We start from the raw sequence: 16493 nt of genomic DNA on the forward strand, positions 1-16493 counted from the left end.
CGAGGCTGTGTCCAGGCTGTGCAATCGCGAGAGGGCTCGTCTCCTGATCGTCAGGCGGCCCAGAACCGCAGTTCGAACACGGTGCCGGCGTCGGAGGTCGTCATCGATACCGTGCCATGCATGAGTTCGACGAGCCCGGCGGCGATCGCCAGGCCCAGACCTGAGGAGCCTCCACGCACTCCCTCGGCCCTGGTTCGTGCCGCGTCGCCGCGGACGAAACGATCGAAGACGGTGTCGCGGATCTCTTCGGGGACTCCCGGTCCGTTGTCGCTGATGCGGACGATCACCGTCTCCTCGGCGTCGGACTCTTCACCGAGTTCGGCCTCGACATGGACTCGCGTACCTGCGGGCGTGTGCACACATGCATTTGTCAGTACGATGGCGACCGCCTGACGCGCCTGATCATCGGCGCCGCGGATCTCCAAGGCATCCGGGGGCAGATCCAGACGGATCTCATGTTCAGGGCTGAGCACGTGCGCGTCCTCGACGAGTTCCAGGAGCAGCGCAGAGACATCGACGGTGTTTTCCTTGGTCGGCTGTCGCCCGGCTTCCAACCTGGCAAGGAGGAGCAGGTCGTCGACGAGCGTGGACATCCGCATCGCCCCCGAGTCGATCTTGCCAAGGGATGTCTGCACCTGTGCGGGGAGCTCATCCCGATACGGTCGGGTGAGATCTGCCCACCCCCGTATCGTGGCGATCGGTGTCCGCAGTTCGTGTGAGGCATCGGCGACGAACTGTCTCATCTGTTCCGTCCCCCGATACCGTTCGTCCAGGGCGGAGCCGACGTGGTCGAGCATCCGGTTCACCGAGGCACCGACGTCGCCGACCTCGGTGCCGGGCATCGCGAGATCGGACGGCACCCGCAGCGCCAGTTCAGGTTCACCCTCCCCCAGCTCGAGGTCCGTCACTTCCCGGGCTGTGCGCGCAACATCTCTCAGATCGCGCAGCTGCCTGTGGATGATGACAGCCATGAGCAGTGCCGTGGCGAGCACGCCGATGAGCACCGCGAGCGCCGTGGTGTAGGCCGTTCGTTCAAGCGCGGAATCGACGCTGTTCTGCGGCACTCCGTAGACGGTCGTCGTGCCCTTGTCGTCGAAGGCTGCGACACGGTAGGTGCCGTAGCCGGGAACATCGACCGAGCGATGCCCCGAGGCGGTGCTTGCCGTCTTCGGACCGGGTTCCTCGCCACCGCTGACCGCGTCGACGTCGAGGAGGACATCCACCGCGCCGACGGGAAGGGTCTGCGGCTGCGTGCGCCCCGCCTCGGCGATCAGACCCTCACCGGAGTCATTCGTGCCGACGACCACCAGGGCACCGTCGCCCACCCCTGGCTGGAACAGGTAGCGAAGCGCCTTGTCCACCGACGTCGACGAATCGGTCTCGTTCGAGGTCGGACGGTCCCCCGGCTTCTGTCCAGGCCCGGGATCGACGCGGGCATGATGCGTCATCCCGGCCAGCTGACTGTCGAGATCGGACATCAGAGAAGTCCGCACGCTCCACCATGACGCGGCCCCGATCCCGGCTCCCACCAGGACCAGGACGAGACTGGCGAGAACGATCAGTCGTGTCTGCAGCCGCCATCGGCGCACAGGAGGAACAGCTTTCACTGATCGGCCCGAAGGATGTAACCAGCTCCGCGCTTGGTGTGGAAGAGGTTCGGAAGGCCCTCGAACGGGGCGTCGATCTTCTTCCGCAGGTACGACACATACAACTCCACGATGTTGCCGTTGCCACCGAAGTCGTAGTCCCAGACGCGGTCGAGGATCTGCGCCTTCGAGAGCACTGCGCGCGGGTTGCGCATGAACAGCAGCAGCACTTCGAACTCCCGCGCCGTGAGATCGATCGGGCGACCTGCCCGGCTCACCTCGTGCGATCGGGCATCGAGCTCGAGATCACCCACCCGCAGTAGCTCCTCATCACCGCTCGGGACGACAGGTGCGCTGCGCCGGAGCCTGGCTTCGACCCGGGCGACGACCTCGTCGAGGTTGAATGGCTTCGTCACATAGTCGTCGCCGCCCAGGCGCAGCCCTGTGAGCCGGTCATCGACCTCGTCGCGAGCGGAGAGGAACACCACTGGAGTCTCGATGCCCTCTCCGCGCACCTTCTCGATGACGGCGAATCCGTCGAGGTCCGGCAGCATGACATCGAGGACGATCGCATCGAAGTGCTCGTTCCTGGCCCGTGCCACTGCATCTCTGCCGGTGCCCACGCTCACGGCCTCCCAGCCTCTGACCTGGCAGGCCATGACCAGGAGCTCGGCCAGGTTGGCCTCGTCATCGACGATGAGCACGCGGGCCGGCGGTGCTTCGGTGCCTATGGCTGTTGGACTCATGATTCGATTATCCCCCTCATTCGGTGCTGAGATCGTAGAGCGAAACAGAATCGACGGTCGTGGCCTCGAAATTCGCCTCGACCCATTCGGAGATCTCCGCCGAGGTGGACGACGTGCTTCCGTCTCCCCCAGGTCCGCCTCCCCCAGGTCCGCCACCCTCACCGTCGGAGCCGATGTACCAATGGATCTGGCCCTCGGCGACGAGCCGTTTGAATTCCTCGAGAGTCGGAGAGGGATCAGTGCCGTTGAATCCGCCGATAGCCATGACCGGTTCCTCCAGTGCCAGCTGATAGCCGGCGGCCTGGTTGGCACCGGTCGCCGCAGCCACCCAAGTGTAGTCGGACGCATCCTCCCCGAGGAGCTCGGTGAGTTCGGCCGCTGGGATCGCTCCGTTGAGCAGACCGCCCATACCCCCGCCACCACCGCCGCCATCGCCACCGCCGCCATTGCCGCCACCGCGAGGACCGCCCATTCCCGAACTCGTTCCGGCGATCGTGACGATCGAGCCCTGAGTCGATCCGGCGATCGTGCGCGCACTCAGCTGTGCCGGGATCGCCGAGCTGGCGATGATGGCCGCCAAAGCGATCGCCACGATGAGAACTCGATGCGGACGCTGGCCGTCGTGGCCTGCTCGCAGCCTGTGACCTGCTCCGATCAGGAACAGCGCACCCAGGATGGAGACCGCGAGCACGCTCCAGCGCAGGAAACCTGGGATCCCGCTCATCGAGGCTGTGAGAATGAACTGCCACGCACCCGTCAGCGCCCAGGCCAGCGCCAACAGCAGGATGGCACCATAGCTTTTGCGTGTCAGCAGCAGCGCGACGCCGATGGCGACGATCACGGCGATGGCCGGCACCAGAGCCACTGTGTAGTACTCGTGGACGATGCCGTTCATGGTGCTGAGCACCAGCCAGGTCACCACAAGCCACGATCCCCACATCACTACGGCGGCTGCCAGGCTGCCAGATGTGGGCTCGACCGGGAGCTGCGTGCTGCGTGGGCGACGACGGCGGGCCACCTCGGCGCGGATGAGCATAACGACGACCACGGCGAGCAGGAGCAGCGCCGTCGGCAGAAGCCAGGCGATCTGGGCACCGAAGCTGCCGGTGAGCAGTCGGGCGATCCCGGTCTCTCCCCAGCCTCCACCGCCCTGGCCTCCCCCGCCGCCACCGACGGAGCCGGTTTCATCACCGGTCAGGCGCCCGAACCCGTTGTAGCCGAAGGTCAGTTCGAGGAAGGAGTCGCTCTGTGAGCCACCCACATACGGACGATTCGCTGCAGGAGTGAGCTCGACGAGGGCGATCCACCAACCGGCACTGAGCACCATCGACACGATCGGGACAAGCAGCAGGAGCCCCCGACGCAGCCATGAGCAGCGGGCGAAGAACATCCAGGCCGCTGCCAGTCCCGGCACGATGAGCAGCACCTGGAACTGTTTGGTGAGGAAGCCCAAGCCCAGACCGATGCCGGCGAGCGCAAGCCAAAGGATGGCGGCACGCCTCGCGGGATTTCGGGTGCCGCCCACGGCTCGCAGCGCATGCTGGGTCGCCACCACCGCACCCACCATGAGCGTGACCAGCAGCGCGTCCGGATTGTTGAACCGGAACATCAGAGCCACGATCGGTGAGAGCGCGAACACGAGGCCGGCGCCCAGCCCGGCGAGGCGCTCCACCGTGTCGCCGGTGTGTCCGTGCAGGGCCAACCTCGTCGAATGGGTCACGAGCAGCACCGTCGCTCCGGCCAGCAGCACCTGCGGCAGGAGCATCGAGAACGAGGAGAACCCGAAGATGCGAGCGCTGAGCGCCATCACCCACAGGGACGCAGGAGGCTTGTCGACGGTGATGGCGTTCGCGGAATCCAGAGAGCCGAAGAGGAAGGCCTCCCAGTTCTGGGATCCCGCCTGCACAGCCGCCGCATAGAAGGAGTTCGCCCAGCCGTTTGCGCTGAGGTTGGTGAGGAACGCCGCGATCGTCGCCAGCGTCAGCACCGTCAGAGCCGCCGGGTACCAGAACCGCCGCAGCTGCTTTCGCCCAAACGTCGCAGAAGAGTTCTCAAACATGGTGTGGCCTCCTCGAGTTGCGGTGAGCGGAGATCGCAAACACCCAGGTCCGCAGCAGAACGAAGCGCACGATCGTGGCCAGAAGGTTCGCCAGCGTCAGCACCGTCAGCGTCCCGATCGTCGCCAGCGGGCCCGTGAACCCAGAGGTGAGAGCCAGACCCGCCGAGGTGAACGCGAGACACAGGGCAAACGCCGCCAGGCCCTTGACCTGAGCGGCGAGGCCATGGTGAGGAGCACGGACGCCGAAGGTATGTCTCCGGTTGAGGCCCGTATTGGCCACCGTTGAGACGAGAAGCGCGCCGAGGTTGGCCACAGCGGGTGAGAGCATCTGCACCCCGCAGAGGAAGAGGACAGCGTACAGCAGGGTGCTGACGATGCCGACATCGATGAAGTGCAGAATCTGAGCACCGGTGTTCGGGGCCGGAACTTCGTTGATGCCCAGCGAAATCTCACTCGAATTTCGCGTCGATCTCCGCAGACGAACGATCCCGCGCACATCGGACCACGCTGTGGAGAGGACGTCGACGGAGGAGTTCGGGTCATCGACCCAGTCGGTGCCGAATTCGTGGATGCGCAGTCCCGCCCATTCGGCGCGAGTGAGCAGCTCCGTGTCGAAAAACCATTCTGTGTCCTCGACCATGGGCAGCAGCATCTTCGCGGACTTGGCCGACATCGCCTTGAACCCGCACTGTGCGTCGCTGTACCCCACTCCCAGGCTGACTCCCAGGAGACGGTTGTAGCAGCGCGAGATGACCTCTCGCTTCACCCCGCGGCTGATGGCGAGACCAGGCAGCAGCCTGCTGGCGATCGCGACATCGGCGATCCCGGATCGGATGACCTCGACCATCGGGGCCAGGGCTCGGACGTCGGTGGCCAGATCCACATCGGTGTATGCCACGACATCCGAGCTCGAGGCCGACCACACAGTGGACAGGGCACGGCCGCGCCCCTTTTGTTCAAGGCGCACATACCGCACGTTCGGATGCTTCGCCACGAGCGTCTCGGCGATGGTCGGGGTGGAGTCGGTGCTGGCATTGTCAGCGATGATGATCGTGACGTGGCTGTCCCCTTCGCTCGTGGCTCTGAGCAGCGTTTCGACTGAGGCCGCCAGGGCGGTTTCCTCGTTGTAGACGGGCACGACGAGGTCGACCGTCGTCGGTGTCCGGGTGTCTGCGGTCTGGGTCCGTTGGTGGGCGTGGGGGCCGGCCTGGCCCCAAGGGATGCTGTGCTGTCTCATGAGGACAACAGTTCCGCGCGGGCTTAGGCCCAGCATTGGTCGAAGCTGTGGCCAGCCTGTGGGACTCGACTGCGGCCGATCTCAACGGCAGATGTGTGGTCCCCGCTACACTGGGCGTCATGGCCAAAGAAGATTCCCCGCACTCGCCCGCGCCCCGCATCCGAGCCTCTGACAAGGACCGCGACGCCGTTCTCGGAGTCATCACCGACGCGGTCAGCAACGGTCGGCTCGACCCGGAAGAGACGGCTGAACGTCAGGATGAGGCGATTTCGGCGAAGTACCTCGACGAACTGATGCCGCTCATCGTCGATCTGCCCGAAGGGCACGAGCTCTACCACACCCTGCAGCGCCAGACCGGCGGAACGACCGCGAGGACATCACTGGACCGCAGTGCCGGACCCACCTCGCTGGCTCCGATGGCGGAACCGGGCACATCGGCGCCGATGAACTCGGTGGCCATCATGTCCGGCCGCGAACTCGATGTGCCAGCCGGCACGGCCGAGGTGACGACCTACTCGCTCATGGGCGGCGACAACATCGACCTGTGCGACGTCATGGGACCTGGAGTCACCGTGTCGCTGACCTCGTATTCTATGATGGCCGGCCACGACATTTACGTCCCTCCTGGCGTGCGGATCCGCGACGACACAATCAACATCATGGCCGGCAATGAGATCCGCGGCTCCGCCAAAGGAGACGGTTCGAACGGGACGCTCATCCTCAAGGGCGTCTCTTTCATGGCTGGTCACGACGTGCATTTGGCCAAAGGCTACCGAACAAAGGATCAGGGGCAATTGGAATGAAGATAGGTGTACTGACCTCCGGCGGAGACTGCCCAGGACTCAACGCGGTCGTCCGCGGAATCGTCCGCAAGGGCATCCGCTCCCACGAGGATACGTTCGTCGGAATCCGCGACGGTTGGCGCGGCCTGCTCGAAGACGATGTGTTCGACATGTCTATGCTCGACGTTCGTGGACTCTCCGGCCGAGGCGGCACCATCCTCGGCACCTCCCGCACCCACCCCTATGAGGGCGGCGGGCCGGAGCGGATGCGCGAGGTGATGACCGCACACGGCATCGACGCGATCGTTGCGATCGGCGGAGAGGGCACACTGGCTGGGGCCTCCCGACTCGTGAATGAGGAGGGGCTGAACATCATCGGTGTCCCGAAGACCATCGACAACGATCTCAGCGGCACCGACTACACCTTCGGCTTCGACTCGGCCCAAGCCATCGCGACCGAGTCCATCGACCGGCTCCGCACAACGGCGGAGTCCCATCATCGATGCATGGTCATCGAGGTCATGGGCCGCAACGTCGGATGGATCGCGCTGCATGCGGGAATGGCCGGCGGCGCTCACGCGATCCTCATGCCGGAGTTTCCCGTCTCCTTCGACCAGATCGAGGAATGGGTGACCTCGGCCAGGGACCGCGGCCGTGCTCCGATCGTCGTCGTGGCCGAGGGCTTCATTCCCGAGGGGCTCGACGAGCAGGTCGCGGACCGCGGTGTCGACAACAAGGGGCGGACCCGCCTCGGCGGCATTGCAGACTTCCTGGCTCCGAAGATCGAGGAGATCACGGGAATCGAGTCCCGTGCCACCATCCTCGGACACCTGCAGCGAGGCGGCTCCCCCACGGCCTACGACAGGGTCCTGTCCACGCGCCTGGGGATGGCTGCGGCAGATCTCGCGCACAACGGCGACTGGGGCAAGATGGCCAGTCTCAAGGGCACCGACATCGTCTCGGTCGATATGGCCACCGCCGTCGACCGGCTCAAGTCTGTTCCGCTCCAACGCTGGGAAGAGGCGCAAGTCCTCTTCGGCTAGCCGTCCTGCTCAACAAAGCCACCGCGCAACGCAGACACACAGTCAGAGGCCGCGGCAGGCCAACAGTCGGTAAGTTCTGGTCGAATTGTTCGAGATATTCGACCAGGACTTGCCAACCGTTGTATTTCTGACCGAGTTCGAGGCCATTGGCCGAGGATACTCTGCGGCAATGCTTCTGCTCGCGCGCCGCGGACACACCCACTTTCGCGCCCACATTCGCGGGGACCGCATATGACATAGCAAGAGGGGCACCCACCTCATGGTGGGTGCCCCTCTTGCTGTGCCTGTCGAGTCAGTCTGGTGATTCAGCGCCAGCCGCAGCTTCGCAGCTGCGAACGACTCAGACGATCAGCCTCAGCTGAAGGCGCCGTAGTCGTAGTCCTCCAGCGGGATGGCGGATCCGGAATCGGAACCGATGCCTGCATAGAAGTCACCGTAGCTGTTCGTGAACATCTCGGCCTTCGCCTCTTCGGTCGGCTCCACCACGATGTCGCGGTGTGTCTGCAGGCCGGTGCCCGCAGGGATGAGCTTACCGAGGATGACGTTCTCCTTGAGTCCGAGCAGGGTGTCCGACTTGCCTTCCATTGCGGCCTCGGTGAGGACGCGTGTCGTCTCCTGGAAGGATGCGGCGGACAGCCACGAATCGGTGGCCAGAGAGGCCTTCGTGATACCCATGAGCTCGTCACGAGCCGATGCCGGCTGGCCGCCTTCGGCGACCACACGACGGTTCTCGCCCTGGTAGCGGCCGCGGTCGACCAGCTCGCCGGGCAGCAGGTTCGTGTCGCCCGACTCGATCACGGTCACGCGACGCAGCATCTGGCGCACGATGACCTCGATGTGCTTGTCGTGGATGCCCACGCCCTGCGAGCGGTACACCTTCTGCACCTGCTCGACGAGGAAGCGCTCGGCCTCACGACGACCGCGGATGCGCAGCACCTGCTTCGGATCGACAGCGCCGATGACCAGCTGTTCGCCGGCCTTGACGTTCTGTCCGTCCTCGACGAGGAGACGGGCACGCTTGGAGACTGCGTGCTCGATCTCTTCGCCACCGTCATCGGGTGTGATGACGACGAAGCGGGTCTTGCGGCTGTCGTCGACCTTGGCACGTCCGGTCGCCTCGGCGATGGGAGCGAAGCCCTTCGGTGTGCGAGCTTCGAAGAGCTCGGTCACACGCGGCAGACCCTGGGTGATGTCACCCGTGGACGCCGCCGCACCACCCGTGTGGAAGGTACGCATGGTGAGCTGGGTTCCCGGCTCACCGATCGACTGGGCAGCGACGGTGCCGATTGCTTCGCCGATGTCGACGAGCTTTCCGGTCGCCATCGAACGACCGTAGTGCATGGCCGAGATCTGCGTATCGGAATCAGCAGTGAGCACGGAGTGAACCTTGAGCTCTTCGATCCCGGCGGCGACCAGCGTATCGATCGTCTCGGCGGTCACGTCGGTCTTCGCCGGCACTATGACATTGCCATCGGCGTCGGAGACGTCTGAGACCGTGAGACGGCCGTAGAGGCTCGTCTCTGCATACTCGTGCGGAACGAGTTTGCCCTCGTGGTCACGCTCGGCTGCAGGCAGGGTGATGCCCTTGTTCGTATCGGCTTCAGCGGTGCGGATGATGACGTCCTGCGACACGTCGACGAGGCGACGAGTCAGGTAACCGGAGTCAGCCGTACGCAGAGCCGTATCGGCCAGACCCTTACGAGCACCGTGCGAGGCGATGAAGTACTCGAGCACCGAGAGTCCCTCACGGTAGTTCGAGACGATCGGGCGAGGAATGATCTCACCCTTCGGGTTCGTCACCAGTCCACGCATACCCGCCAGCTGGCGGACCTGCATCCAGTTACCTGATGCACCGGACTCCACCAGACGCAGAACCGAGTTCTCCTCCGGGAAGTTCGTCCGCATGACGTTGTCGACCTTCTCGGTCGTCTCGGTCCACAGCTTGACCAGTTCGTTGCGGCGTTCGTCGTCGGTGAGCGCACCGAGTTCGTACTGCTGCTGAACCTTCGTGTCGAGGGCTTCCGCGTCATCGATGATCTCGGTCTTGGCCTCAGGTGAGACCACGTCGGACATCGAGATGGTGATTCCCGAACGAGTTGCCCAGTAGAAGCCGCCGGCCTTGAAATTGTCCAAGGTGTGTGCGACCTCGACCTTGGGGTATTCCTCGGCCAGGTAGTTCACGATGCGGCTGAGTGCCTTCTTGTCGATCGTGGAGTTCACGTACGAGTAATCGGCAGGCAGGTAGTCGTTGAACTGTGCGCGACCCAGAGTGGTCTGCACGTCCAGCGGATCGCCGGCCTCCCAACCTTCGGGAACCTCAAGATCGTCGCCGGGGACGACGTTCTCAAGACGGATCGTGATGACCGAACCGAGGTCCAGCTCGCCACGATCGAAGGCCATGATGGCTTCGCCGAGACCGGTGAAGGAGCGTCCTTCGCCGGCCAGACCCTTGCGCTCGGAGGTCAGGTGGTACAGACCGATGATCATGTCCTGCGAGGGCATGGTCACGGGCTTGCCGTCCGAAGGCTTGAGGATGTTGTTGGCCGAGAGCATGAGCACGCGTGCCTCTGCCTGAGCCTCAGGGCTCAGCGGCAGGTGGACTGCCATCTGGTCACCGTCGAAGTCAGCGTTGAACGCCGAGCAGACGAGGGGGTGCAGCTGGATGGCCTTACCCTCGATGAGCTGGGGTTCGAACGCCTGGATGCCCAGACGGTGGAGAGTAGGTGCACGGTTGAGCAGCACCGGATGTTCGGTGATGACCTCTTCGAGGACGTCCCACACCTGAGGGTGCTGACGCTCGACCATCCGCTTTGCCGACTTGATGTTCTGCGCATGGTTGAGATCGACCAGACGCTTCATCACGAAGGGCTTGAACAGTTCCAGAGCCATGGTCTTCGGCAGACCGCACTGGTGCAGGTGCAGCTGCGGACCGACCACGATGACCGAACGGCCCGAGTAGTCCACACGCTTACCCAGAAGGTTCTGACGGAAACGTCCCTGCTTGCCCTTGAGCATGTCCGAGAGTGACTTCAGCGGACGGTTGCCCGGTCCGGTCACCGGACGACCGCGACGGCCGTTGTCGAACAGCGAGTCGACTGCTTCCTGCAGCATCCGCTTCTCGTTGTTGACGATGATCTCGGGGGCACCGAGGTCCAACAGTCGCTTGAGGCGGTTGTTGCGGTTGATCACACGACGGTAGAGGTCGTTGAGGTCAGACGTGGCGAAACGTCCACCGTCGAGCTGCACCATCGGGCGCAGTTCCGGCGGCACCACGGGAACAACGTCGAGGACCATGCCCTCAGGGTTGTTGTCAGTGGTCAGGAACGCGTTGACGACCTTGAGACGCTTCAGGGCGCGGGTCTTGCGCTGACCCTTACCCGTGGCGATGAGTTCGCGCAGCTTCTCGGACTCGGCCTCGAGGTCGAAGTCGAGCAGACGCTTCTGGATCGCCTCGGCGCCCATGGCACCGGTGAAGTACAGACCGAAACGGTGGAACATCTCGCGGTACAGGCTCTCATCGCCTTCGAGGTCATTGACCTTGAGGCTCTTGAACCGGTCCCACACCTGCTCAAGACGGTCGACCTCACGGTCGGCGTTCTTGCGCAGCTTCTCCATTTCCTTCTCGGCGACATCGCGCAGCTTCTTCTTGGCCGGGGCGGAGCCGCCGTCGGCCTCGAGAGCTGCCAGGTCCTCTTCGAGCTTCTTGGCACGACGATCGATGTCGGCGTCACGGCGAGTGCCGATCTGCTGCTTCTCGATGTCGATCTTGTTCTGCAGGCTGGGCAGATCACGGTGGCGAGAGTCCTCGTCCACCGAGGTGATCATGTAGGCAGCGAAGTAGATGACCTTCTCCAGGTCCTTCGGTGCCAGGTCCAGCAGGTAGCCCAAGCGCGAAGGAACGCCCTTGAAGTACCAGATGTGAGTGACCGGTGCGGCCAGCTCGATGTGTCCCATGCGCTCACGGCGAACCTTGGCGCGGGTCACCTCGACCCCGCAGCGCTCACAGATGATGCCCTTGAAGCGGACACGCTTGTATTTGCCGCAGGCGCACTCCCAGTCGCGGGTCGGACCGAAGATCTTCTCGCAGAAGAGTCCGTCCTTCTCGGGCTTAAGTGTGCGGTAGTTGATGGTCTCAGGCTTTTTCACCTCACCGTGTGACCAGCCGCGGATGGATTCCGCAGTGGCAAGACCGATACGTAGCTCATCAAAGAAATTGACGTCAGGCACGTAAATCCTCTTTCCTGGCGATGAACATCCCGTTCATCGCGAAGTTGTGTCGGTTGAAGTGGAAGTCCTCAGACTTCTTCTACGGTCTGGGCTTCACGGCGTGACAGGTCGATGCCGAGCTCTTCAGCTGCCCGGTAGACCTCGTCCTCGCCGTCACGCATCTCAACCTCGGCTCCGTCCGAAGACAGAACTTCGACGTTGAGGCACAGGGACTGCATCTCCTTGATGAGGACCTTGAACGACTCCGGGATTCCCGGATCGGGCAGGTTCTCGCCCTTGACTATGGCCTCGTAGACCTTCACACGGCCTGGGATGTCATCGGACTTGATCGTCAGCAGTTCCTGCAGCGTGTACGCCGCACCGTAGGCCTCGAGGGCCCACACTTCCATCTCACCGAAGCGCTGACCGCCGAACTGTGCCTTACCACCGAGCGGCTGCTGGGTGATCATCGAGTACGGACCGGTCGAACGCGCGTGGATCTTGTCGTCGACGAGGTGGTGGAGCTTGAGCATGTACATGTAGCCGACAGCGATCGGGTACGGGAACGGCTCTCCGGAGCGACCGTCGAACAGCTGGGCCTTGCCCGAGGAATCGATGAGTCGATCCCCATCGCGGTTCGGAGTCGTCGAGTCCAGCAGTCCACGCAGCTCCTGCTCGTGTGCACCGTCGAAGACCGGAGTCGCCAGGTTCGTGCCGGCCTCGGCTTCGCGAGCGGCTTCCGGCAGTTCGGCAGCCCACTCGGGGTTGCCCTCGATCTTCCAACCCTGCTTCGAGATCCATCCGAGGTGGACTTCGAAGACCTGGCCGATGTTCATACGACGCGGAACACCGTGCGGGTTGAGGATGATGTCGACGGGGGTACCGTCTGCCAGGAACGGCATGTCCTCAACAGGCAGGATGGTCGAGATGACACCCTTGTTGCCGTGACGACCGGCCATCTTGTCACCGATGGTGATCTTACGGCGCTGAGCGACGTAGACGCGGACCATCTGGTTGACGCCCGGCGAGAGCTCGTCGTCTTCCTCGCGGTCGAAGACGCGGACACCGATGACGGTGCCGATCTCGCCGTGCGGCACGCGCAGCGAGGTGTCGCGGACTTCGCGGGACTTCTCACCGAAGATCGCGCGCAGCAGGCGCTCTTCCGGCGTCAGCTCGGTCTCACCCTTCGGGGTGACCTTGCCGACGAGGATGTCGCCGTCGGTGACCTCGGCGCCGATGCGGATGATTCCGCGATCGTCGAGGTCTGCCAGGGCGTCCGGCGAGATGTTCGGAATGTCGCGAGTGATCTCCTCGGCACCGAGCTTAGTGTCGCGAGCATCGACCTCGTGCTCCTCGATGTGGATCGAGGACAGAACGTCGTCCTGGACGAGACGCTGGGAGAGGATGATCGCATCCTCGAAGTTGTAGCCTTCCCATGACATGAATGCCACGAGGAGGTTCTTGCCCAGCGCCATCTCACCGTTCTGAGTCGACGGTCCGTCTGCCAGAACCGTGCCCGGCTCGACGCGATCGCCCTCGTCGACGATGATGCGCTGGTTGTACGAGGTTCCGTGGTTGGAACGCTTGAACTTCGAAGCGCGGTAGGTCTGCATCGTGCCATCGTCAGCCAGAACGGTGACGAAGTCGGCGGATACCTCTGTGACGACGCCTGGGCGATCGGCAGTGATGACATCGCCGGCGTCGACAGCGGCACGGTATTCCATGCCGGTGCCCACAACTGGGGACTCCGACATCACCAGCGGCACAGCCTGACGCTGCATGTTCGCGCCCATGAGGGCACGGTTGGCGTCATCGTGTTCGAGGAACGGAATCAGTGCGGACGCAACAGACACCATCTGACGCGCGGAGACGTCCATGAAGTCAATCGTGTCGTACTGGACCAACTCGGCTTCGCCGCCGCCGCCCTTAGGACGTGCGAGAACTTCGACTTCGGCGAAGCGCTGCTCTTCGGTCAGCGGCGCATTTGCCTGCGCGATGTTGAACTCGAGCTCATCGTCGGCAGTCAGGTACTCGGTGTCATCGGTGACGACACCATCGACGACCTTGCGGTAAGGCGTCTCGATGAAACCGAACGGGTTGATGCGGGCGTAGGAGGCCAGCGAGCCGATCAGACCGATGTTCGGGCCTTCGGGAGTCTCGATCGGGCACATACGTCCGTAGTGCGATGGGTGAACGTCACGGACTTCCATGGCGGCACGGTCACGCGAGAGGCCACCAGGTCCCAGAGCGGAGAGGCGGCGCTTGTGAGTCAGACCCGCGAGCGGGTTGTTCTGATCCATGAACTGCGAGAGCTGCGAGGTGCCGAAGAACTCCTTGATCGCAGCCACCACAGGGCGGATGTTGATCAGAGTCTGAGGCGTGATCGCTTCGACGTCCTGGGTCGTCATGCGCTCACGGACGACGCGCTCCATGCGAGAGAGTCCGGTGCGGACCTGGTTCTCGATGAGCTCGCCGACTGCACGGATGCGACGGTTGCCGAAGTGGTCGATGTCGTCGAGTTTGACGTTGAGCTCGATGTTCTCGCCGTCACGGACGCCCTTGGAGGTGTCAACGCCTGCGTGCAGGGACACGAGGTAGCGGATAGTCGCAACCACGTCGTCGGTCGACAGGACCGAGTCGCTCAGCGGTGCATCGACGCCCAGCTTGCGGTTGACCTTGTAGCGGCCGACCTTGGCCAGGTCGTAGCGCTTGGGGTTGAAGTACAGGTTGTTGAGCAGGTTGCGTGCCGCTTCAGCGGTCGCAGGCTCTGCCGGGCGCAGCTTCTTGTAGATGTCGAGCAGCGCTTCGTCCTGCGTGTTGACCGTGTCCTTGGCCATGGTCTCGCGGATGGACTCGAACTCGCCGAATTCCTCGAGGATCTTCGCTTCGGACCAGCCGAGGGCCTTGAGCAGAACGGTGACCGACTGCTTGCGCTTGCGGTCAAGGCGAACGCCGACCTGGTCGCGCTTGTCGACCTCGAACTCCAGCCATGCACCACGGGAAGGGATGATCTTCGCGGTGAAGATGTCCTTGTCAGTGGTCTTGTCGACGCTGGACTCGAAGTAGGCACCGGGCGAACGCACGAGCTGCGAGACGACGACACGCTCGGTGCCGTTGACGATGAACGTGCCCTTGTCGGTCATGAGGGGGAAGTCGCCCATGAAGACGGTCTGGCTCTTGATCTCGCCGGTGTTGTTGTTCATGAATTCGGCGGTCACATACAGTGGCGCCGAATAGGTCATGTCGCGTTCCTTGCACTCATCGATGGAGTACTTGGCGGCTTCGAACCGGTGCTCCCGGAACGACAGCGACATCGATCCACCGAAGTCCTCGATCGGTGAGATCTCCTCGAAGATATCTTCGAGTCCCGAGGTGGTTGCTACGGAATCGTCTCCGATTTCGATGGCCTCGGCGACGCGGTCCTGCCACGCTTCCGAGCCGATGAGCCAATCGAAGCTGTCTGTCTGCAGACCGAGCAGATCGGGAACCTCGAGCGGTTCGCGAATCTTCGCGAAGGAGATTCTCTTGGGGGCGTTAGCGGTCCTGGTGTTATCGTTGGCGGCGGCCAATGGGATCCTTCCGAGTGCTTCACCAATTGATAGGTTGACCCTCCACCCGAAGTCACGTCGACGACCCCAGGTGTGTCAGATTTCGACACCGGGCGACAACGTGGTTCACTTGAGTGGAAATGAGGTGCCCCCCGCTATATGAAGGCACGCCACAGGCAGATCAACGCAAATATCAAGCTTATAGCAATCGGTCAAGTCATGCAAGACGCTTCTTCCACAGACCGACCCAGGCCCAGGTTGCGAATCCGGCCCTGTCATTGATGAGAAGCATCCACGAGTTCTCCACCGCATTCCACGTGTAGATTCGCTCCACGCCGGTACGCTCCCCCAGCGCAACGTGATTGGCGATCTTCAGTGCCGCCCCGAGTCCGTGTCCGCGGTGTTCTCGCGTCACCAGAGTCGATCCCTGCCACCCGACCTCAGGGCGTTCGTCGAAGTGTGCGACCTCGGTGAAGCCGGCGGCCGCCTCGCCTTTGAGCGCCAGTGCCGTGCTCACCAGCTCCCGGCCTGTAGTCCGCTTCGCGTCGAGGGCACGGACCCGGGCGGCGTCCCACTGCTCCTCCTCACCGAATTCCTCGGCGCCTGGTGTGTCCGTCGACATCCTCTGGTGCAGAAGTGCGACCGCGTCGAGCCGGTGTTCAGGCGTCGGCCCAGTCCACGTCTCGATCGTATAGCCGGCATCGAGTTCAGCGTCGGGCAGCCGTGCCGCCGTGGCGGAATTCGCCACGGAGCACCGCTCGAGCTGCTTGAAGGCGAAGCCGTGTCGGATGAGGAAGGCGACGTCCGGCTGGTTCACTGGCAGGCTTCCCACGCCGGATTCGGCCGCGAGATGTGCACCCCGCAGATCGGCGTCACGAGCCGATGGTGGGATCTCGCAGAAGCTGGTCAGCTGTGTTCGGCCCTGAGCAGCCAGGTTCGCCTCCATCTCAGCCAGCAGCTCGGAACCCAGTCCCTGTCGGCGCAGCTCAGGGTGGACCGAGCACCACACCTCGGCGACATCGAGGTTGTCCTGCAATGCCAGGTAGGCGATTCCCTTGCCCACGATGGCCCCGCCGAGGCGAGCGATCCACGTCTGATTGGTCAGGTATTGCGTGGGTGAGAGCAACTCCCGCCGCACCTCGTCAGTGCGGGGGTCGAAATCGGTGCCGAGCCCCGATGCTCGGTTGATGAGCGTATCGAAGTCGAGCACCTCGGCGAGGATGTCCTCGATCTCTTCGCCGCTGCGAGATCCGGCTGGGATGTGAGTGATCTCCATGGGCTGACAT

At 63.6% G+C, this 16493-nt stretch carries 9 protein-coding genes; 2 read left to right on the plus strand and 7 right to left on the minus strand.

Annotated elements, in window-relative coordinates:
- Positions 1-50: 50 nt before the first annotated feature.
- From HU144_RS16560 to HU144_RS16575, 4 genes are all read right to left on the minus strand, one after another.
- Entirely contained in the window at positions 51-1478 is a 1428-nt protein-coding gene (locus HU144_RS16560) for a sensor histidine kinase (RefSeq protein ID WP_235352236.1), read from the minus strand.
- 125 nt (positions 1479-1603) lie between these two features.
- Positions 1604-2332, minus strand: coding sequence for a response regulator transcription factor (locus HU144_RS16565; protein WP_235352237.1), 729 nt, complete (start codon positions 2330-2332; stop codon positions 1604-1606).
- A gap of 16 nt (positions 2333-2348) precedes the next feature.
- Positions 2349-4391 carry an ArnT family glycosyltransferase gene (locus HU144_RS16570; RefSeq protein WP_235352238.1) on the minus strand — a complete coding sequence of 681 codons (2043 nt, stop codon included), beginning with the start codon at positions 4389-4391 and terminating at the stop codon, positions 2349-2351.
- Positions 4384-5628 (minus strand): glycosyltransferase, encoded by a 1245-nt coding sequence (locus HU144_RS16575; RefSeq protein ID WP_235352239.1) that lies wholly within the window; start codon positions 5626-5628, stop codon positions 4384-4386. Before HU144_RS16575 ends, HU144_RS16570 begins: the two co-directional genes overlap by 8 nt.
- A gap of 119 nt (positions 5629-5747) precedes the next feature.
- Here HU144_RS16575 and HU144_RS16580 point away from each other — a divergent pair, with 119 nt between their 5' ends.
- Both HU144_RS16580 and HU144_RS16585 read left to right on the plus strand, forming a co-directional pair.
- On the plus strand, positions 5748-6431 hold the full coding sequence (locus HU144_RS16580) for a DUF1707 SHOCT-like domain-containing protein (protein WP_235352240.1): 684 nt from the start codon (positions 5748-5750) through the stop codon (positions 6429-6431).
- Positions 6428-7453: a 6-phosphofructokinase gene (locus HU144_RS16585; RefSeq protein ID WP_235352241.1), complete on the plus strand. Its 1026-nt coding sequence runs from the start codon at positions 6428-6430 to the stop codon at positions 7451-7453. The genes HU144_RS16580 and HU144_RS16585 overlap by 4 nt, the downstream gene beginning before the upstream one ends.
- Before the next feature lie 354 nt (positions 7454-7807).
- Here the strand turns inward: HU144_RS16585 and HU144_RS16590 are convergent, their stop codons facing one another.
- From HU144_RS16590 to HU144_RS16600, 3 genes are all read right to left on the minus strand, one after another.
- Positions 7808-11680, minus strand: coding sequence for a DNA-directed RNA polymerase subunit beta' (locus tag HU144_RS16590; RefSeq protein WP_328284306.1), 3873 nt, complete (start codon positions 11678-11680; stop codon positions 7808-7810).
- A gap of 68 nt (positions 11681-11748) precedes the next feature.
- Positions 11749-15228, minus strand: a complete 3480-nt coding sequence (gene rpoB / locus HU144_RS16595) for a DNA-directed RNA polymerase subunit beta (protein ID WP_198398444.1) — start codon at positions 15226-15228, stop codon at positions 11749-11751.
- A gap of 196 nt (positions 15229-15424) precedes the next feature.
- Complete coding sequence (locus HU144_RS16600) at positions 15425-16483, minus strand: GNAT family N-acetyltransferase (RefSeq protein ID WP_235352242.1); 1059 nt, start codon at positions 16481-16483, stop codon at positions 15425-15427.
- Positions 16484-16493 lie beyond the last annotated feature (10 nt).

The sequence above is a fragment of the Brevibacterium sp. UCMA 11752 genome (assembly GCF_021532235.1).
Classification (GTDB): Bacteria; Actinomycetota; Actinomycetes; order Actinomycetales; family Brevibacteriaceae; genus Brevibacterium; species Brevibacterium antiquum.